This window comes from Clostridioides sp. ZZV15-6598, from assembly GCF_020657705.1.
Lineage (GTDB): Bacteria > Bacillota > Clostridia > Peptostreptococcales > Peptostreptococcaceae > Clostridioides > Clostridioides difficile_F.
Genome location: NZ_JAGWCS010000049.1, coordinates 1 through 21,543 on the forward strand (window position 1 = coordinate 1; position 21,543 = coordinate 21,543).

The following is a 21,543-nucleotide window of genomic DNA, read 5'->3' on the forward strand; positions in this document are numbered from 1 at the left end:
ATCTATATGTATACAAGATATTAATGTTTTACATCTCATTTAATTTTCTTTTTAAGTCTTCAACATATTGCATTTGTATTTTTTTTAAGTTCATAAAGAGATAAGATAAAATTTTTATAATAGGATTTTTAACATATATATTTTCTATAAACACTATTTTAGTTTTTCCATCCTCTTCAAAAAATTCACCTTGCCAATTACCATAAAAAAATTTATTTTCCATATTAAATTTATAAAGCTTATTTTTAGTTTTTTCTGTAACAGTAAATTTTGTGCTGTTTCCATCCTTATTGTACTCAATAAAAGTACTTCCATCATCTGATACTTCAATTTTACTTATATCACTTCTCCATTTATAATCACTATTGTCTGTAACTATATTCCAAACTGTTTCTACATCTGTATTAAAGTAAGCTGTTATCTCAGATACTCTACATTTTTTCATATACTCCTCCTACGTCTTATTGGAACCCAAATTTCACTAACATAATTATCTTTATTACTGTCTCCTCCAAAATAAAGTTCAAAATTGAAATCAGCAACTGGTTCATAGCTAGAACATTGGAAAAACTCACTATATATTTTTACCCATAGGTTTTGAATAGAATTTGGCATGGCACCTGTACACTTGAAAATAGCCCATTTATGACAGGGTATTGTAAATGAGGTAAATTCATCATTTTTAGGTTTTTCATTTGTCTCAACAGCTGCATAATAATTAAATAATTGTTTGTTTTGTGAAACTGCCATTTCATCTATTCCCAAAACCCCACCTTTTGTAATAGTGTTTTCTTTCACATAAGAAATTAATTCTCTATACAAGCTAGTCTTAAACAAGTCTTGCCAAAACTTTGGTATCTGTCTTCTGAAAATATCTTCATCTTTAGAAAATTGTTTCTTTAAAGCAATTACTGAAAATTCTCCCTTATCGACAATTTTGTAATCTAAAGTATTTCCTCCATCTAAAGATATTTTTAATGTTATTTTGCTAAATGATTTTAGGTTTGAATTTCCCTTTCTAGCAATAGATGGCGTTATCCCATGAAATCTAACAAAGGCTTTAGTAAAGCTTTCTGCTGTTTCGTAACCATATTTAAATGCTATGTCTATGATTTTACTATTTGAAGTAGTTAATTCAAGCCCAGCTAAAGTTAATCTTCTATTCCTAATATATTCACCAACAGAGATACCTACTAATACACTAAACATTCGTTGATAATAAAAAACTGACACATTTGTATACCTTGCTAAATATTCATAATCTAACTTTTCTAAAATATTTTCTTCAATATAATCAATAGATTGTTGTAATCCCTCTAACCATTGCATTTCATATGTACCTCCATATTTTATAATAAATCTTATAAATTTTCTTGTCTTTTTGTGCAAAGATTTATCTGTTTAAATTATAGCAAAAAACAGCAAACTGCCATAGCTTCAGAGCTATACCAGTTTGCTGTTGATTATATACTAGTTAATATTAATTTTAAACAGACATATTTTATATATTTTCCTCATACTTTGAGATTCTCTTAACTAATTCATCTCTCAGTTTTCCTACTTCATCAAATCTCATGTTAGGACTATAGTAACTTTCTATAATATCATGTTTTGATTTAGCTCTCTTAAGATTTAAAATTGACCAACAAATTAAGTCATCTAAAACTTTTTCATCAAATTTAATATCTTCTTCGTACTTAAGTAATTTTTCTCTATTTAAAAATTGATTCAAATCAATTGTATCTTCATCTTTAAAAGTACTACTTATAGTTATTCCTATATCTAAATCAGTTAATAATATAGTTTCAATTTTTTCAGGAATAAGTGGATAGTGATAAACTTCTACATTCAAGCCTTTCTCAATAGCTTTTTTGTACACTTTACTCAAAAGTGTAGTTTTTCCAGCGCCTATTTCTCCTGATAAGTAATAAACCTTACCTACATCCTTTAAAATATGTTCTGTATAATCTAAACATCCTACAGGAGTTATCCCTGAGCCAAATAAATGCTTTTCTTTCTTTAATTTTCCTGTACTATCTACTCCATCAAATAATCTTTTTATGAATTCTTCTGTAACTAAATTTACTTTTCCATAATCCATACAGTCAGAATATTTTTCCTCGATATCTCTAAAGATTGGCTCTGCTGATTTCAAAAATTTGAATGCTCTTTTGAAAGCATTACTAATATCTTTATCATAGCTTGAAATTTCTTGTCTATTTTTTTCTAACTCCTCTGTATTCCAGTAATCTCCTAAATTAATTATCTCGTCCAAAGCACCTGGGAGTTTAGGGTCTACAGTATGTGGAGCAGTTGCATCCATAAGTACCACGCCTAGTTTCTTTATAACTACACCATCCAACGAACTTGGGTCAGAAGGACAATGATATAATTCAATATCATATCCTCTATGCAAAAATTCTTTATAAATTTTTTTCATTAGTGAGGATTTTCCTACTCCAGGTCCACCCTTTAAACAAAAAACTCTTTTTACATTTTCAGGAATTATATAATCAAAAAAAGAATATGAGCCTTGTGATGTGTTTCCACCTGGAAATGCCTTTTTTATCTTTCCTTCCATATTAGCGCCTCCTCATAATTTACCATACCTCTTAATTAAGATATTAATATTATACGAGTTTTGTTACAGCTTTATGCTTTTGCTAAATATAAAACTTATCACTCAGCAGTGACAATAACTTATTTTACTCAATTTCAATCTATTATACTCTAGTTTAAGTTCCGTCCAAAACTATAATAAAACTGTCTATACTGTAGTATAGTTGTCTGTATTACTTAAATCTAATTGTTTCCATTGTTATTTTATGTTAAAATAAAATTAAAAAATACATCTGTTTTTCTTCAGAAATGGGTGAAATTCCCTATCGGCGGTAAAAGCCCGCGAGCCTTATGGCAGAATTTGGTCAAATTCCAAAGCCGACAGTAAAATCTGGATGGTAGAAGAAAATAGTATATGAGTACCTTTATGTAATTTTACATGAGTAATCTATACAAATCCTTCAACTACCGTATTTATTCATGAAAATAAACATATTCTAAGGTACCTAAGATATAGGTGCTTTTTTGTTGTTTATTTTGTAACTATACTGTACTTATAAAACAAAATCTACTATGTAAAAGATTGGGGTGTTATCAGTGAAACAAAAATGGATAGTATTAATCATCATCTGTATTGGTGTATTTATGTCTACTCTTGATGGAAGTATACTAAATATCGCAAATCCTACAATTGCTGCTGACTTTAAAATTAATATGTCGCAAATCCAATGGGTAGTTACAGCTTATATGTTGGTTGTAACAGCTACTATGTTGTTTTTTGGAAAGCTCGGTGATAAGGTAGGTTCAAATTATCTATATACGTTAGGATTTTTTATATTTACAATAGGTTCCTTTCTATGTAGTATATCTAATAGTTTAGTAACATTGATTTTATCAAGAATATTTCAAGCAATTGGAGCAAGTATTTTAATGGCAACTGGACTTGGTATAGTTTCTAATGCATTTCCAGCAAATGAGAAGGGAAAGGCTATAGGAATTACTGGTGCAGTAGTTGGTATAGGAAATATGAGTGGTCCTGTAATTGGTGGAATACTTTTAGAACACTTTGGATGGCCTTCTATTTTCATCATCAATATACCTATTGGTATTATAGCAGTCCTTCTTGGGATGAAATTTCTACCAAAACCTATTTTAGATGAACAAAACAAAAGTTTTGATATACTAGGTCTTCTATTATTTGCATCTTGTACCACACTTATATTGCTTGCAATGAATGGAGAAGGAAATACAAAATGGTATATAGGAATAGTAGCAATTATAGCATTTTTATTGTTAGTATTAAGAGAGGTAAAATTTGAACAAAGTTTTATTGATTTACCTTTGTTTAAAAATAGAAATTTCACTGTGGGGAATATTATTGGAATAGCTTGTTATTTCCCTCAAATGGCAGTATCTTTCCTACTTCCTTTTTATCTAGAACAACTAAAAAATTTATCTCCTATGATGGCTGGTTCTGTCATGACTGTTCATCCACTTATTATGGTACTTATAGCACCTATTGCAGGCTCTCTTTCTGACAAACATGGTGCAAAAAATATTCTAACTGTATCTTTTTCATTTATGACTATTGCTCTAGTTGGAATGGCACTTTTAAAAGCAGATTCTCCATTATATCTTTTGATTCTATGTTTAATTATTTTTGGCTTTGGATTAGGCTCTTTTAGTTCACCAAACAATAGTAGTATCTTGGCAGACGTTCCACCTCAAAAGCAAGGATATGGAGGAAGTTTTCTTGCAACAGTTCGTAATTTGTCATTTGCTCTTGGAACAGCCTTTTTCAGTAGTTTCTTTGCACAAAGACTTACATATCATCAAAAGTCTACAAGTCATACACTGGCTTATGTTGCAGCTAGTAATCAATCTTACTGGATTGCAGCAGCAGTATGCTTTATAGGACTTATACTTACAATTTTCTTTATGAAAAAGACAGAAAAAGCCACTTCTTAGTCAATATTTATTACTAATTATATAAATCGCCAAACCTTTAAACAAACTAATTTATATTAATTTTATTGATTTATAACAATAATTACCAATATATATTGTTTATAAACAACAAGGATGCCACAAAATATCAGTTAAAAATACTTTGAGGCATCCTTTATTTGATTTTAATATATATAACATTTAAAATTAATCTACTGTTATTTCATATCCATGTTGATTGTATTGATTTACAATTTCTTCCCAAAGTTCTTCAACACCAGTCTTTTTTAGTGAAGAAACAGGAATTACTTTTTCGCTACTCTCCATTTGCAATTTCTTTCTTATAATACTTATATGCTTTTGATATTGTCCTCTAGATATTTTGTCTGCCTTAGTTGCAATAATTACACAGTTATATCCAAAGTGTTTTATCCATTCGTACATAAGTTTATCATCTGCTGTAGGTTCATGTCTAATATCTACAAGTAGGAATATAGAGCATAGTTCTTGTCTACTTTCTAGATATCGTTCCATTATACCTCCCCATTTCTCTTTTTCAGATTTGGCTATTTTAGCATACCCATATCCTGGAAGGTCTACAAAATAAAATTCGTTATTTATAAGATAGAAATTTATAGTTCTAGTTTTTCCTGGTGTTTGACTAGTTCTAGCAAAGTTTCTTCTGTTAAGTAATGTATTTATTATCGATGATTTTCCAACATTTGACCTACCAGCTAGTGCTATCTCTGGTACACCTTCTGCTGGATACTGTGATTTATTCACAGCACTCATAGTTATCTCTGAACTTCTAATTTTCATTTTTTTCACCACTCTTTAATAAAGCTTGTTCTAATACTTCATCCATATGCTCTACAAGCACAAACTCCATCTTCTCTTTTACATTTTCTGGTATCTCATCTAAATCAGCTTCACACTCTTTAGGAATTAATACTTTTGTTATACCAGCTCTATGAGCTGCTAATAGTTTTTCCTTAACTCCTCCTACAGCTAACACTCTACCTCTTAAAGTTATTTCTCCTGTCATAGCTATATTACCTGGTACAGGTCTTTTAGTAAGTGCTGAAATCACTGCAAGTGCCATAGTTATACCAGCTGATGGCCCATCCTTTGGAACAGCACCTTCTGGAATGTGTATATGAATATCATTAGTTTTATAAAAATCAGGGTCAATATCAAACTTGTCCACTATTGATCTTATATAAGAAATACCTGTCTTAGCAGATTCTTTCATAACATCTCCTAGTTTTCCAGTTAATACAATTTCACCCTTTCCTTTAAGCACATTTACCTCTACTTCAAGAGTAACTCCACCAACTGCTGTCCATGCAAGTCCATTTACAAGCCCTATTTGAGGATTAAGCTCTGCAAGTTGGTATTTAAACATATCTTTTCCAAGATATTTTTCTAAGTCAGACTTATTTACAATAACTTCTTCAAGTGTTGGGTCCTCAACGTATTTTTTTGCAACTTTTCTACAAACTTTACCAATAGTTCTTTCTAATGTTCTTACTCCAGCTTCTCTTGTATAATGATTTATTATGCTTCTTAAAGTTTCATCATCCATTTTTACAAAATTCTCTTTTAAAGCATGTTCTTTAATTTGTTTTGGGAGTAAGTATTTTTTTGCTATATTTAATTTTTCTTCTTCTATATATCCAGATACTTCTATTACTTCCATTCTATCCAATAATGGTCTTGGAATATTGCTTAAACTATTTGCTGTTGTAACAAATAGTATCTTTGATAAATCAAAAGGTATTTCTAAATAGTGGTCCACAAAATCCTTATTTTGCTCTGGGTCTAATACTTCTAGCATAGCTGAAGCTGGGTCACCTTTATAATCTGCTGCCATTTTATCTATCTCATCAAATAAAAACACAGGATTTTTAGTCTGAGCTTCTTTTACTCCATTAATTATTCTTCCTGGAATAGAACCCACATAAGTTCTTCTGTGGCCTCTTATTTCAGCTTCATCTCTAACTCCACCTAAAGATATTCTCACAAATTTTCTATTTAACGCTCTAGCTATTGATTTTACTATAGATGTTTTCCCCGTACCTGGAGGTCCAACTAGACATATTATAGGTCCTTTAAGTGATTTAGCAAGAGTTCTTATGGCTAAATACTCTAATATTCTTTCTTTAACCTTATCCAACCCATAATGGTCTTCATCTAATATAGCTTGTGCTTTAACTATGTCTAGTTTATCCTTTGTTTCTTTGTTCCATGGTAATGAGAATATAGTATCTAAATAATTTCTACTTACAGATACGTCTGGAGACATAGAAGATATCTTTGAAAATTTATCAATTTCTTTTTCTATTTTCTCTTTAGTCGTCTTAGGTGCTTTTATTTTTTTAAGCTTTTCTCTATACTCATCTGCTTCAGAATTTATGTCTTCTTCCTCACCTAATTCCTTTTGTATAGCTTTTAATTGCTCTCTAAGATAGTATTCTTTTTGAACTTTATTCATTTGTTTTTTAACTCTTAAAGTTATCTTTTTTTCTATTTTCAGTATGTCTATCTCTTCTAGTAATATAGAATAAATAAGTTCAAGTCTTTTCTTAATATCAAATTCTTCTAGTATTTCCTGCTTCTGACTTGATTTTAGGTAAATATTTGCAGCTATTGTATCTATAAATCTATCTACATCTTCTATATCAGCTAAAGATATTAATATTTCTGGTGATACTCTATTTCCAATATTTATATACTCTTCAAAAGCATCAAATACATTTCTTACAAATGCTTCAATTTCAACTTCTGTTTCACTATCTAAATTATCACTATCAAAAACAATTTCTTCTATTACTGCTCTAAAATATCCTTCTTCTTGCTCTATTTTTTTAACTCTACCTCTTGATACACCCTCGACCAAAACACGAACTGTATCTCCTGGTAATTTTATCATTTGTTTAACTTTACAAATTGTTCCTACATGATAAAAATCCTCTTCACCAGGTTCATCAACATCTGCTTCTTTTTGAGATGTTAAAAATATAAGCTCTTCATCCATCATAGCTTGGTCTAAAGCCTTAAGAGATATTTCTCTTCCTATATCAAAATTTAATATCATATATGGAAATATTGCTAATCCCCTCAAAGGGATTAATGGTAATTCATGATCTATTTTAGTATAATTTTGTTCCATCAACATTACTCCTTTTCTAGTCTAATTATTTTGCAGTTTTTATTATATATTTGCACATGTTAATTTTCAACATTAACGATAACTTCTTGGTATATTATATTATTATTTTATTATGATATAATATTAATGTTAGTATACTTAGATGTTATTTATCTTTTGGAGGTTTCTATTATGTTAAAATTGTTTTTAACCTTTTTAAAAATTGGTGCGTTTACATTTGGTGGTGGCTACGCTATGGTTCCTCTTATACAAGATGAACTTGTAAACAAACAAAAACTTTTAGAGCAGGAAGAATTTATCGATTATCTATCCATAGCTCAAAGTTATCCTGGAGTACTAGCAGTTAATATCTCTGTATTATTAGGATATAAGCTTTATGGTATACCAGGAGTTCTTATATGTACCCTAGGCTCTGCTCTACCGTCATTTTGTATAGTCTTAGTGTTGTCATATTTATATTTTAAAAATTCCTCATCTAAAATTTTAGATGGATTTTTTAAAGGAGTTGCGCCTGTAGTAATAGCTCTTATATTGTATTCTTTTACGAGCATGTTTAAGAAACTACCAAAGTCTAAAACTAACATACTACTATTAATTATAGCAGTTTTATCTGTTGGTGTATTCAATATAAGTCCTATTTATTTAATAATTGGAGGAGGTGTATATAGTCTATGTCAGAAATAATACTACTCTTCTTAATATTCCTTAAAATAGGAGCATTTAGTTTTGGTGGCGGGTATGCTATGTTACCATTTATTCAACAAGAATTTATATCTAAATACCACCTTATAACTAATCAAGAATTCTTAGATTTACTTGCTATATCACAATCTACGCCAGGTCCTGTAGCAATAAATAGTGCTACATTTGTAGGATTTAAAACTGCTGGTTTTTTTGGTTCTCTATCTGCAACTATTGGGGTTACAATATTTGCATTAGTAGGTTTAACTATTATATCAAAGTTATTTGCTAAGTTCAAAAATAATAAAAAAGTAGAAAATTTATTAATGGTACTTAGACCAATTACTCTAGGTTTTATACTGTCAGCCGCTTTTTCATCTGCAAAAGAAGTTAATTGGGACTTATATGGAATAATCGCATTTGCAGCATCATTCTATCTTCTATATAAAGGAAAAATTGGCTCTATTGCAATTGTATTCGTCTTCGGTATTATAGGTATTCTACTCACATTTTTATGATAATAATATCTAATTTCATATTAGCATAAAAAAAGGAGCCTTTTAAAGCTCCTTTTCATCATCTTATGCACTTTCCTCTTGATCCTTAAGTACTATGATAGGATTTACTGAGTCTTCGTTCACAGATTTCTCTGTTACTATAACCTTCTTTATATTATCTCTAGATGGTACTTCAAACATAGTTTCCATCATTACACTTTCAACTATACTTCTAAGTCCTCTAGCTCCTGTATTTCTTTCTATAGCCTTTTTAGCTATTGCACGAAGAGCATCTTCTTCAAATTCTAGCTCAACATCATCTAACTCTAATAATTTCTTATATTGTTTTACTAGAGCATTTTTAGGTTGTTGTAGTATTTGCATTAGTGCATCTTCATCCAGTAATTCTAAAGTAGCTAAGACTGGTATTCTTCCTATAAATTCAGGTATTATACCATACTTTAACAAATCCTCTGGAAGTACTTTTTCATATAGCTTCCCTAAATCTAATTCTTTTTTACTTTCTATCTTAGCTCCAAATCCTAGTGTCTTATCTCCACCACGTTTTTGGATTATTTTTTCTAGCCCATCAAAAGCTCCACCTAATATAAATAATACATTAGTAGTGTCTATCTTTAAAAATTCTTGATGAGGATGCTTTCTTCCTCCTTGTGGCGGAACATTTGCAACAGTACCTTCTAATATTTTTAAAAGAGCTTGTTGAACACCCTCTCCACTAACATCTCTAGTTATAGATGGATTTTCAGATTTTCTTGCAATCTTATCTATCTCATCTATATATATTATACCTCTTTCAGCTTTTTCTATATCAAAATCAGCAGCTTGAATAAGTTTTAAAAGTATATTTTCAACATCTTCTCCAACATATCCAGCCTCTGTTAGTGATGTAGCATCTGCCATTGCAAAAGGTACATTTAAAGTTCTAGCTAAAGTCTGTGCTAATAACGTCTTACCAGAACCTGTAGGTCCTAATAAAAGTATATTACTCTTTTGGATTTCTATATCTTTGCTACTAGACTTTTTACTATATATTCTCTTGTAATGATTGTAAACAGCAACTGATAAAGCCTTTTTAGCTTTTTCTTGACCTATTACATAATCATTTAAGATATTCATCATTTCTTTTGGTTTTGGTAAAGATGTAGTATCTTCATCTATAGTATCTTCTATTTCTTCTTGAATAATTTCGTCACAAAGTTCAACACACTCATCACAAATGTATACATTTGGACCTGCAATTAATCTTCTTACTTGATCTTGATTTTTACCGCAGAATGAACACTTTAATTGTCGTTTCTCTTCGTATTTAGACATATTAACACCTCTCTCTATCTACGGTCTCTTTGTAAATACTTCATCTATTAAACCATATTCTTTGGCTTCTGATGCACTCATGAAGTTATCACGTTCAGTATCCATTTTGATTTTCTCTAATGGCTGACCAGTTCTTTCAGATAATATTTCATTTAAAGTTTCTTTTATTTTTAAAATTCTCTTTGCGTGAATTTCTATATCTGTCGCTTGACCTTGAGCTCCACCTAATGGTTGATGTATCATTATCTCACTATTTGGTAGTGCTAGTCTTTTTCCTTTTGCTCCTGCTGCCAACAAGAATGCTCCCATAGAAGCAGCCATACCTATACATATAGTACTTACATCTGGTTTGATGTATTGCATAGTATCATATATAGCCATTCCAGAAGTTATACTTCCTCCTGGAGAATTTATATATAAATGTATATCTTTGTCTGGGTCTTCAGCTTCTAAGAATAATAGCTGTGCTACTATAAGCCCTGCTGTGGCATCATTAACTTGATCTCCTAAGAAGATTATTCTGTCCTTTAATAGTCTAGAGAATATATCATAAGATCTTTCTCCTCTTCCTGTTTGTTCAACAACTACAGGTACTAATGCCATGGTTTCATACCCCCTTTATTCTATATAATTTACAGTAGCTTCTTTAAGCTACTGTAAATTATTTTACGCATTTAACTAAATTATATTTGCACAACATTATATACTAAACATTCTATAACGTCAACTATATTAGTTATAGCGGTTATTTTATTAAGCTATTGTTGCACTTTCAACTAATAAGTCTATTGTCTTTCTTATTTTTATTTGTCCTTTTATATCTTCCTTATCAGCATCTCTTAAAGTAGTTTCTATTTTTTCTACTTCCATATTGTAAGCAGAAGCCATTTTTTCTAATTCAGCTTTAAATTCTTCTTCTGTTGCTTCAATTCCTTCAGCTTTAGTTATTGCTTCCAATACTAGAGAAGATTTAACTAATTTTTTAGCATCTTCTTTTCTTTCTTCTCTTAATTCTTCCATAGTTCTACCAGTCATCTCTAGTAATTGTTGTAATCCAAACCCTTGATATTGTAATTGGTAGTTAAGTTCGTTTAACATATTATCTATTTGATGCTCTACCATAACTTCTGGTATTTCTATTTCTGTATTTTCAGCAACTTTTTCTACTACTGAATTTCTAATTTCTGCATCTGCTTTATTTTTAGCTTCTTCTTCTAATTTAGCTCTTACATCTGCTTTTAATTCATCTAAAGTATCAAATTCACTAGTATCTTTAGCAAATTCATCATCTAATGCAGATAATTCTTTTACTTTTACATCATTTACTTTTACGTTAAATACAACTGGCTTTCCAGCTAAATCTTCTGAGTGGTATTCTTCTGGGAAAGTAACATTAACTTCGACTTCTTCACCAGCTTTTTTACCTACTAATTGCTCTTCAAATCCTGGTATAAATGTGTTTGAACCTATAACTAAGTTATAATTTTCACCTTTACCACCATCAAAAGCTACACCATTGTCAAAACCTTCAAAGTCTATTATAGCTGTATCGCCATCTTCTAAAGCTTTGTCTTCAACACTTACTAATCTAGCATTTTTTTCAACCATTTCTTGTAATTTAGCTTCAACATTTTCATCACTTACAGTATTCTCAACCTTAGCTACTTCTATACCCTTATAGTTTCCTAATTCAAACTCTGGTTTAACTTCAACATTAAGAACCATAACTAATCCATTGTCTTTGCTTATTTCTTCTATATCTAAATCTGGATTGTCTATTGGATCTATATCTAATTCCTTGATAGCTTCTGGATAAACCTCTGGGAATAACACTTCTATAGCATCATTGTAGAAGATACCTTTTCCATATTGAGTTTCTATAACAATTCTTGGAGCTTTACCTTTTCTGAATCCAGGTATATTATATTTGCTTTTGCTTTTATTATAAGCCTTATTTACTGCTGCTTCAAATTTATTGTTATCTACTGTTATTTTTAAAGTAACTTTATTACCCTCTTTTTTAATTAGTTCTGCTTTCATCCTTCTAATCCTCCTAGTGATATTTATGTAATACCCGATAATGGTATCATAATTCATTCTATTTATAATTCAACCACTTAATTATATCACATAAGTTTTTTTATTTACAAGTGTTCCATTAATATCGTTGTACTTATTTGATAAAATTTAATTTTTTGAGTGTTTTTTGCCATTTTTTTGGATAAATACACCTTTATATGCGTATTTCCTCTATATTTATGTCATCTTCTTTTATATCCATAATTACAAAACTCTTATACGATACTCCTCTTGGAAGTGAAGTACTTCCAGGATTTATGTAAAGCACACCATCTTTAATTTCTCTAAATGGAGTATGAGTATGACCAAATATAACTATGTCAGCATTAATTTCAGCAGCTTTATTTTCTAACATCTGTGTGCCATATTTTACACCATACTTATCTCCATGGCATAAAAATATAGTTTTATTTGCTACTTCAAAGACAAGTTCTTCTTCTATAGCATCAAAATCACAATTTCCTTTAACTGCAATAATTCCCACCTTAGTCATATTATGAATATATCTTGAGTCTGTAAAGTTGTCTCCTGCATGAATTATTAAGTCACATTCTTCTAAATATGGTATTGTCTTTTCCATATTTTTAATCATCATATGTGTATCACTTATTATGCCTATTTTCATTACTTCACTACCCTTTTCATAAACTCTTGTTTCATAATTTTTAGTCCATTTGCTCTGTGGCTGATTGAATTTTTTATAACACTAGGTATTTCACCAAAAGTTTTATTATATCCTTTTACTATAAACAAGCTATCATATCCAAATCCGTTTTTGCCCTTTTCTTCAAAGCCTATCATTCCTTCACAAATTCCTCTGACTACAAATTCTTTTCCATCTGGAAAAACTACTGCTATTGCAGAGACGAATCTTGCACTTCTTTTACTCATTGGTACATTTTGCATAGCTTTTAATAGCTTTTCTCTATTTTCTTCATCTGTAGCATGCTCTCCTGCATATCTAGCTGAATGAACACCTGGTTTTTTGCCTAATGCATCTACCTCCAAACCAGAATCATCTGCTATAGCTATAAGTTTAGTTTTTCTAGCTATTGTTCTAGCTTTTATCAATGCATTATGCTCAAATGTTTTTCCATCCTCTATTATTTCTATACCTGCTAAATCAACATCTTTTAGAGAATATACAGTATATTCAAAGTCCTTTAAGATTTCACCTATTTCTTCTAGCTTATGAGCATTATTAGTAGCAATAACTACTTCATTGCCATAGTCCATACCTAATATCTCATCTGCTATTTCACCTAAAACATCTCTTTGATGTCTTATTAGTTCTTTATTCCCTTTTTCTCCTAACTCTAACAATAAATTTAAATCTTTTCTTGAAAAAGGTTTCTCTTCACCAGTTCCCTGTACTTCTACAAACTCACACTTATCAGTCATTATTATATTCATATCTACTTGTGCTTTAGAATCTTCTTCGTAACATAAATCTAGCATATGGGTTTCATTTACTATTCCAACACTAATTGCAGATACAAAATTTGTTATTGGCATTTCTTTTAATGCTTTTGTTTTATATAATTTATAGATTGCTTCTGCAACTGCTACAAACGCCCCCGTTATAGATGCAGTTCTAGTTCCACCATCAGCTTGAATCACATCACAATCTACCCAAATAGTTCTTTCTCCTAATTTATTTAAGTCTATAACAGACCTTATTGCTCTTCCTATTAACCTCTGTATTTCTTGAGTTCTTCCGTCGATTTTTCCTCTAGATGCGTCCCTTATTTTTCTCTGTTGAGTTGCCCTTGGTAACATTGAATATTCAGCATTTATCCACCCAGTACCACTATTTCTCAAAAAAGGAGGTACTTTTTCTTCCACTGATGCAGTACATATAACCTTTGTCTCTCCCATTTCTATAAGAACAGAACCTTCTGCATACTTTGTATAATTTCTAGTAATCTTTACAGGTCTTATCTGTTCATTAGTTCTATCATAACTTCTGGTCATTTTTTATATCCTTTCTTAATCCTTATATATTTTATAAATTTATTTTTATAAGTTTTAATTTTATTAATCTTATATAATGTCATTTTTCATAATTCGATAGCTTACTGAACTATTCTATCATTAATTATAGTAGTTTTCTACTAAATTAAATGACTTTTTAACCCTCTAATACAGCTTTTACTTCATCTTTCGATGATAAAGTTAATAATTCTAAAAATCTCTCTTCATCTATAACTTTAATTCCTAAATCATTTGCTTTTGTAAGTTTAGAGCCAGCTTCTTCTCCAGCTAAAACAAAAGTTGTCGATTTACTTACACTAGATGTAGCTTTGCCGCCTCTTTTTTCTATCATATCTTTTGCATCATTTCTTTTTAATGTAGGAAGTGTACCAGTCAATACTATTTTCATTCCTTCAAATATTCTTTCTACTGTTTCACCTGTATTCTCTAATGATTTTGTATTTACTCCTACACTTTTTAATTTTTCTATGACATTTATGTTTTTATCTTCCTTAAAAAACTCAATAACACTATTTGCCATTATACCACCAAATTCCTCTAAGTCTTCTAATTGCTCACTTGTTGCAGAAATCACATCATCTAAATCTTTAAATTTTGAGGCAAGTATCTTAGCTGCCTTAACACCTATAAATTTAATTCCTAAACCATTTATAAGTCTCCATAAATCATTTTCTTTTGACTTTTCTATTGAATTTATTAAATTATCAGCAGATTTTTCACCCATTCTTTCTAAATCAACTACATCTTCCTTTTTTATATAATATAAATCAGACACATCTTGAATTATTTTTTCATTTAACAACAATGTAATTATAGATTCTCCTAAACCATCTATATTCATTGCATCTCTTGATACAAAATGTATAATTCCCCTTCTTATTTGAGCTGGGCAAGACATATTTATACACTTTACAGCAGCTTCTCCTTCTAATCTTACTGTTGGTTCTGAACAAACAGGACATTTTTCTGGCATTTCAAAATCTACTTCATCTCCAGTACGAGCTTCTTTTATAACTTCTAAAACTTGAGGTATTATATCTCCTGCTTTTTGAACCAATACTGTATCATTTATTTTTATGTCCTTTTCTTTTATATAGTCTTCATTATGAAGTGTTGCTCTACTTACAGTAGTACCAGCAAGCCTAACTGGTTCAAGTACTGCTGATGGCGTTATTGTACCAGTTCTGCCAACCTCTACTATTATATCTACTATTTTAGTTTTTTTCTTTTCTGCTGGAAATTTATATGCAATTGCCCATCTTGGACTCTTTGCAGTATATCCCATCTCTTCCCTTTGTTTTATATTATTTACTTTTATTACCATTCCATCTATCTCGTATTCTAAATTACCTCTATTTTCTGTCCAATGTTCAATATGTTCAATAACTTCATCTATATTTTTACAAACTTTATAACTTTGACTTACTGAAAAGCCTAGTTTTTCTAAATATTCTAAGGATTCACTATGACTCTCTAAAGTATAATCTTCTATATTTTCCATATTAAATACAAATATATCTAATGGTCTCTTTGCAGTTAATTTTGAGTCTAATTGTCTTAATGAACCTGCTGCAAGATTTCTTGGATTAGCAAATAGTGGTTGTTCCTGTTCTTCTTGTTGTTCATTTACTTTTCTAAAATTATCTTTTGATATATATACTTCTCCTCTAACTATTAACTCTTTTTTTTCATCTATTTTAAGAGGTATACTTTTTACAGTCATTAAATTTTGAGAAATGTCTTCTCCTACAACTCCATCACCTCTAGTTGCTCCTTTTTCAAATGCTCCATTATTATAAGTAAGACCTACTGAAAGACCATCTATTTTAAATTCAACAACGTATTCAACACTGTCTCCCACATATTCCTGAACTCTCTTATCAAAATCTCTCAAATCTTGCTCTGAAAAAGCATTTGATAAACTTAGCATAGGAGCTTTATGTACAATTTGATTAAATTTATCTAATGGCTTACCTCCTACTCTATTTGTTGGAGAATCAATTCTCTTTAGTTCTGGATTTTGTTCTTCCAAAGATATTAGTTCTTTCATTAGTTTGTCATATTCATAGTCTGATATCTCTGGACTATCTTGGTTATAATACCTTTCATTATGATAGTTTATTTGTTCTATAAGTTTATTAATTTCGTTTTTAACGCTCACTCTTAGCACCTCTTCATATTTTTTAAATTGAATCATTTTAAAATTTCCCTATAATTAATTATTTCCTATTTATATATTTTTTAGTATATCACTTTTTTGACTTTAAATTTATTACAAAAAAAACTCTTATAGTATCTCTAATAATACTAATAAGAGTTTTTTATTTTCATTAAAATTTTTATATATTTAATAACCTCTTGATATATCTACAACATTATCTACAGGTTTATTTTCTATTATATAATGTTTTAAATTATTATAGACCATATTAAATGTTCTCTCTTTATTTTTATCAGATACCCAAGAGTTATGAGGAGTTACTATAACATTTTCACACTCCCATAATTTATTATCTTTACTTAAAGGCTCACTTTCAAATACATCTAACGCTACACCTCTAAACTTTTCTACACAATCTTCTAAATCTTTCTGATTAACTGTGTTTCCTCTACCTACATTAATAAATACAGAACCTTCTTTCATAAGATTAAACATATCTTTATTTACTATTCCATCTGTACTCTTTGTAGAAGGCATTGCTACAACTATTATGTCACATTCCTTAAATACAACATCCATATCTTCAGTAGAAAAACACTTGTCAAAGTATTTTTTATTGCTTCCATCAGTATTGACTCCCCATATTTCTACCCCAAAAGTTTTTAACCTTTTGGCTGCTTCTGATGAGATAGTTCCTGTACCAAGAAATCCAACCCTTTGACCATATAATTCTGATACAGAAAAATCCATTTTCCACTCTTTATTTTGCTGTTGTTTAAAAAATTTTGCACTATTTTTATAAATTTCTAAAATATACATAACAATGCTTTCACCAATAGGTATACTATACCCACCCCTATTGTTGGCTATCTTGATATCTCTTTTTAACACATCTTCTTTTGGAATTTGGTCTATACCTACACTTGTTGTTTGTATATATTTTAAATTTTCCATTTTAGAAATATCTAACCTGTCAAAAGGATTATATGTAACTAACACATCTGCAGTGTTTACATCTTCATTATTTTCTATATTATCTTCAGAGTAATGTATAACATCATATCCTAATTCATTTATTTTTTTGAATTTTTCTTCTCCATAATTTATTGTAAATAATACTTTCATTTTACTTTCCTCCATCCACTTGTATTAAGATTTTTATATCTTACAGTATAATATGATACTTAACACATATTAGTTAAATTTATTAGAAGATGGTTCTAAAAACTAATTTACTTATGCTCAATTGTTTTTCCTGAAGACATAGCATTGCGTTCTTGAACTAAATTTTCTATTAAATTATTTAATGTCCAATCAATAGATGTATCAGTTACCATTGCTGTAAAAGGTCTATTTATTCTTACTTTTTTCAATCCTTCTAAAAATGCATTTACTTGTGTACTGGAAATATTATTAAATATTACAGACTTACTTTTAATTCCATTATCACATTCACTTGATATATTTCCATCCAAAATGTCTCTTACTATGTTTTCACCATTTTTATCACTTAAAATGATATGGTCTCTTATTCCAGCAAAATTACTAACATTTTTAATTAATGATAATTCTTTTTTATTAAAATTTACAAACATAATACACTTCCTGCTGTGTATTTTATCTAGATTATTATTATTTATTTTTTCAAATGACATTTTATCCATCCTTTCATTTATCTATATATTTTAATTTACCCTATCTATTTAAAATAATCAATTTTTACAGATAATTTTTATATTAATACCCCAAATTACATATAACTAATTCGACTATCCAAAACTAATATATAAAATTAGAATAATTAGATTAATATTTACAAATTATAATCTAAAGGAGAGATACCATGAAGACACTACTAAACAAAAATTTTAGCATTAAAAACTTTTCATCTGCTTGGATTATAGTACTTGGTTGCATGTTGATACAAGCTATCCCATTTAATCTTGTAGCTACTATACAACCTCAGTTTATAAGTTATGTTGTAGAAGGAGAAGGCTTCAGTTTAGCATCTTTTTCTCTAATATTCACCATTGGTACGATTGCTTCAGCAATTTCATCGCCTTTTATAGGTACATTATTTTCTAAGGTCAATATTAAGACACTATACTTATTAGGTTGTATAATTTCTAGTATTGCCTTTGCTACTTTTTCTATATGTACTGAACTATGGCAATTTTATACTTTATCGTGTATTGTGCAAATTGGCGCTACAATTATATCAGCTATAGGAATACCTGTTTTAATAAGTGCTTGGTTTGATGAAGAAAGTAAAGGAAAAGCTCTAGGCTTTGCTTTTGCTGGTGGTTCTATTGGTAGTATATTTCTACAGCCACTTGTAGTTCATTTATTAGCATCTCAAGGATATAGTCGTTCTTATCTAATATTCGGAATTGCAGCATTAATAATTGGGATACCTATAATATTATTTATACTTAGAATGCCTAAAGATGCTAGTGAGAAAGTAAAGTCTAAAGGTAAAAAAGAGAAAGCATCTAATGCAGTTTCTTCTTCAGTATGGGGTTATACATTAAAAGAAGCCAAGAAAGTTAAATATTTTTGGATTATGGCAATTGGATTTGTATTTGTAGGTATATATGTTTCATCATTATCTGTACAATATCCAACGTATCTTAGAAACTATCTAAATCCAATTTTAATAGGAACAGTAGGGTCCATTTTTGCTTTGTTTGCTCTCATTGGTAATATATTTGGAGGATTATTGTTTGATAAATTTGGTCAGGTAAAACCACTTATTATAGCTTTTATATTGGTCTTTGTGGCTACTTTATCACTACTACTTGTAGATAAATCTTCTACTTTTGCATTTGTATTTGCTACCTTGAAAGGACTTTCTGTATTTGCTTATATGATTGGTCCTGCTTATTTAACAGGTACTTTCTTTGGTCAAAAGGAGTTTGGTAGTATATATGGAATCGTACAATTAATTTTTGCAGTAGGATTTGCATTAGGTTCAACATTATTTGGGTTACTAGTTGATAACTTTGGATATAGATTTTCTTGGTCTATTATAATTTTATCGGTTGTAATTGCTTATACTCTACTTATTGTAACTTCTATCGGAATGAAAAAAATGAATAAAGAAAGAATCGATAAACTAATGCAATAACTGATTTTTAGATATATAAAGATTATATAAAAAAGATGGAGCTTTTAATGACAAATAGAACTCCATCTTTTTATTAATTATATTATAATATAGCTAACTTTCTTTTATTTTTAACAGTGTTATCTATATCCTCATCTTTAACTATCGTAAATGCTTTTGTTGGACATACATTTACACATGCTGGTCCTTCTGGTGAATCTATGCAAAAATCACATTTGTTTGCTGTCATTCTTTCTCTAAAGCAAAGCTTTCCTTTGTCTACATCTTTTAGTGTAACTATATCTATTGCTCCTATAGGACATGCTAGCATACAAGTCTTGCATCCTATACAATTTTCTTCATTTATTTTTATTGTATTACCTACCCTAACTATACCACCATTTGGACAGGCCTTTGCACAAGGAGCATCTTCACAATGTCTACATTGTATTGGAGCACTAACTTCCTTTGTTTTTATTACAGAAAGCTTGGGGTTAAAGTTTATTTCATCTGGACTTTTGTAAAAAATATCTTCATCTGAATGTGCAACTACACACCCTATCATACAAGTTCTACATCCTATGCACTTATCAGGGTCTGCTATAACAAAATAATTCATTATTTAGCCACTTCCTTTCCTATACAATACGTAGTGTGTAATAAATGATGAGATTTTTCTCCTAATGGTTCTACTAGATATTCATCATATAATTTTTTAATGTCAGGATTTTCATGAGATTTTCTAATTGCCAAGTGTTCGTCATGCACATATGTTGCTTTTGTTCTATTTTCATAGGCTAAGTCTTTATATTCCTCTAGTAAAATTTTGGGCTGACCTCCACCACTTACACATCCAACAGGACAAGTCATAACCTCTATAAAGTCTATATCCAACTTTCCTTTTTCCAAAGCTTCAAGTACTGGTATTACATTTTCCAATCCACTTACTACGCCAACTCTTAAGTCTAAATCCCCTACCTTAATAGTTGATTTTCTAAAACCATTTTCTCCTCTTACCTGTTTTACTTCTACATTAGGTATGCTTTCTCCAGTTATAAGCTCATAACCTGTTCTTATAGCAGCTTCCATAACTCCACCAGTAACACCAAATATAGTTCCAGCTCCACTATAACTACCTAAAGGGCTGTCAAACTTTTCTTCTCTTAAACTTTTAAAATCAATTCCCATATCTTTTATTAGGTAAGCTAGCTCTCTAGTAGTTAACACTACATCTACATCTCTATGTCCACTAGAATCCATCTCTTCTCTATCACATTCATACTTTTTACATGTACATGGCATTATAGAAACACTAAATATTTTAGATGCGTCCACATTATTTATCTCTGCGCCATATGTCTTAAATATTGCACCACCCATCTGTTGAGGTGATTTACAAGAAGATAAGTGATTAGTTAGTTTAGGATAATTTTTTTCCATAAATTTAACCCAAGCTGGACAACAAGATGTAAACATTGGAAGAGTTCCACCTTCTGTAACTCTCTTAATTAACTCACTACCTTCTTCCATTATAGTTAAATCCGCTGCGAAATTAGTATCATAAACTCTATCAAAATTTAATGCTCTAAGTGCTGCTGCCATTTTTCCAGCACCTAAATATCCTAGATAGTATCCAAAATCCTCTCCTAAAGCTACTCTAACTGCTGGTGCACATTGAACCATTGTAAATATATCTGGGTCACTTAAAGCTTTTTTTACCCTATCTACATCACATACATTATGCGCTGCGAATATAGGTTCATTTATTGATTCTGGTATTTTTCTTTCTTGTTTTTTATCTTTCAAAAACTCAAAGCCTTCATCTATAACTGAAGCATAAGATTTACAAGTTTGAACACATTGACCACACATAACACATCTATCTAAATTTATCTCTTGTGGTTTTCCTTCTTCCCCCTCAATAGCATTTACTGGACATACCTTTGAACATTCTCTGCATCCAGTACATAAATCTTTATCTATATTTATTATCATAAACGTCACCCCTTTA

Annotated in this window: 19 protein-coding genes and 1 riboswitch; of the genes, 4 read left to right on the forward strand and 15 right to left on the reverse strand. The window is 29.9% G+C overall.

All coding sequences use genetic code 11. The annotated features are described in order from the left end of the window. Positions 1-28 precede the first annotated feature (28 nt). The 3 genes from KGF50_RS11095 to KGF50_RS11105 form a co-directional block, all read right to left on the reverse strand. A complete protein-coding gene (locus KGF50_RS11095) occupies positions 29-445 on the reverse strand; it encodes an SRPBCC family protein (RefSeq protein ID WP_227848104.1) in 417 nt (138 codons plus the stop codon). Continuing rightward, positions 442-1,329, reverse strand: a complete 888-nt coding sequence (locus KGF50_RS11100) for an AraC family transcriptional regulator (protein WP_227848105.1) — start codon at positions 1,327-1,329, stop codon at positions 442-444. The genes KGF50_RS11095 and KGF50_RS11100 overlap by 4 nt, the downstream gene beginning before the upstream one ends. 172 nt (positions 1,330-1,501) lie before the next feature. After that, positions 1,502-2,581, reverse strand: coding sequence for an ATP-binding protein (locus KGF50_RS11105; protein WP_227848106.1), 1,080 nt, complete (start codon positions 2,579-2,581; stop codon positions 1,502-1,504). Positions 2,582-2,854: 273 nt separating this feature from the next. Continuing rightward, a riboswitch (FMN riboswitch) is annotated at positions 2,855-2,970 on the forward strand. 186 nt (positions 2,971-3,156) lie between these two features. Here KGF50_RS11105 and KGF50_RS11110 point away from each other — a divergent pair. Then, positions 3,157-4,527, forward strand: a complete 1,371-nt coding sequence (locus KGF50_RS11110) for an MFS transporter (protein ID WP_227848107.1) — start codon at positions 3,157-3,159, stop codon at positions 4,525-4,527. Between the two features lie 186 nt (positions 4,528-4,713). Here the strand turns inward: KGF50_RS11110 and yihA are convergent, their stop codons facing one another. Together yihA and lon are read right to left on the reverse strand one after the other, a co-directional pair. Beyond that, positions 4,714-5,325, reverse strand: coding sequence for a ribosome biogenesis GTP-binding protein YihA/YsxC (gene yihA / locus KGF50_RS11115; RefSeq protein WP_227848108.1), 612 nt, complete (start codon positions 5,323-5,325; stop codon positions 4,714-4,716). Further along, positions 5,315-7,678 (reverse strand): endopeptidase La, encoded by a 2,364-nt coding sequence (lon, locus tag KGF50_RS11120; RefSeq protein ID WP_227848109.1) that lies wholly within the window; start codon positions 7,676-7,678, stop codon positions 5,315-5,317. Before lon ends, yihA begins: the two co-directional genes overlap by 11 nt. A 171-nt stretch (positions 7,679-7,849) precedes the next feature. On the opposite strand from lon, the gene KGF50_RS11125 reads away from it, so the two are divergent. After that, a complete protein-coding gene (locus KGF50_RS11125; RefSeq protein WP_003417110.1) occupies positions 7,850-8,362 on the forward strand; it encodes a chromate transporter in 513 nt (170 codons plus the stop codon). Beyond that, a complete protein-coding gene (locus KGF50_RS11130) occupies positions 8,350-8,877 on the forward strand; it encodes a chromate transporter (protein WP_227848110.1) in 528 nt (175 codons plus the stop codon). Before KGF50_RS11125 ends, KGF50_RS11130 begins: the two co-directional genes overlap by 13 nt. Before the next feature lie 63 nt (positions 8,878-8,940). On the opposite strand, the gene clpX is transcribed toward KGF50_RS11130, so the two are convergent. From clpX to KGF50_RS11170, 8 genes are all read right to left on the reverse strand, one after another. Next, positions 8,941-10,191, reverse strand: coding sequence for an ATP-dependent Clp protease ATP-binding subunit ClpX (gene clpX, locus KGF50_RS11135; RefSeq protein ID WP_227848111.1), 1,251 nt, complete (start codon positions 10,189-10,191; stop codon positions 8,941-8,943). A gap of 18 nt (positions 10,192-10,209) precedes the next feature. Next, entirely contained in the window at positions 10,210-10,794 is a 585-nt protein-coding gene (clpP, locus tag KGF50_RS11140; protein ID WP_227435751.1) for an ATP-dependent Clp endopeptidase proteolytic subunit ClpP, read from the reverse strand. A gap of 150 nt (positions 10,795-10,944) precedes the next feature. Next, positions 10,945-12,231, reverse strand: a complete 1,287-nt coding sequence (gene tig, locus KGF50_RS11145) for a trigger factor (protein ID WP_227848112.1) — start codon at positions 12,229-12,231, stop codon at positions 10,945-10,947. A gap of 193 nt (positions 12,232-12,424) precedes the next feature. After that, positions 12,425-12,895 (reverse strand): metallophosphoesterase family protein, encoded by a 471-nt coding sequence (locus KGF50_RS11150; protein WP_227848113.1) that lies wholly within the window; start codon positions 12,893-12,895, stop codon positions 12,425-12,427. Further along, positions 12,895-14,244, reverse strand: a complete 1,350-nt coding sequence (gene rph / locus KGF50_RS11155; RefSeq protein ID WP_227848114.1) for a ribonuclease PH — start codon at positions 14,242-14,244, stop codon at positions 12,895-12,897. The genes KGF50_RS11150 and rph overlap by 1 nt, the downstream gene beginning before the upstream one ends. Before the next feature lie 157 nt (positions 14,245-14,401). Then, positions 14,402-16,426 (reverse strand): NAD-dependent DNA ligase LigA, encoded by a 2,025-nt coding sequence (gene ligA / locus KGF50_RS11160; protein WP_227848115.1) that lies wholly within the window; start codon positions 16,424-16,426, stop codon positions 14,402-14,404. Positions 16,427-16,612: 186 nt separating this feature from the next. Beyond that, entirely contained in the window at positions 16,613-17,551 is a 939-nt protein-coding gene (locus tag KGF50_RS11165) for a phosphoglycerate dehydrogenase (protein ID WP_227848116.1), read from the reverse strand. A gap of 107 nt (positions 17,552-17,658) precedes the next feature. After that, positions 17,659-18,081, reverse strand: coding sequence for a DUF3783 domain-containing protein (locus KGF50_RS11170; RefSeq protein WP_227848117.1), 423 nt, complete (start codon positions 18,079-18,081; stop codon positions 17,659-17,661). A 188-nt stretch (positions 18,082-18,269) separates the two neighbouring features. Here KGF50_RS11170 and KGF50_RS11175 point away from each other — a divergent pair, with 188 nt between their 5' ends. Continuing rightward, complete coding sequence (locus KGF50_RS11175) at positions 18,270-19,553, forward strand: conjugated bile salt MFS transporter (RefSeq protein WP_227848118.1); 1,284 nt, start codon at positions 18,270-18,272, stop codon at positions 19,551-19,553. Positions 19,554-19,635: 82 nt separating this feature from the next. Here KGF50_RS11175 and KGF50_RS11180 read toward each other — a convergent pair whose 3' ends face one another. Beyond that, on the reverse strand, positions 19,636-20,151 hold the full coding sequence (locus KGF50_RS11180) for a 4Fe-4S dicluster domain-containing protein (RefSeq protein WP_227828267.1): 516 nt from the start codon (positions 20,149-20,151) through the stop codon (positions 19,636-19,638). Further along, positions 20,151-21,527 carry a [FeFe] hydrogenase, group A gene (locus KGF50_RS11185; RefSeq protein WP_227848119.1) on the reverse strand — a complete coding sequence of 459 codons (1,377 nt, stop codon included), beginning with the start codon at positions 21,525-21,527 and terminating at the stop codon, positions 20,151-20,153. Before KGF50_RS11185 ends, KGF50_RS11180 begins: the two co-directional genes overlap by 1 nt. Positions 21,528-21,543 lie beyond the last annotated feature (16 nt).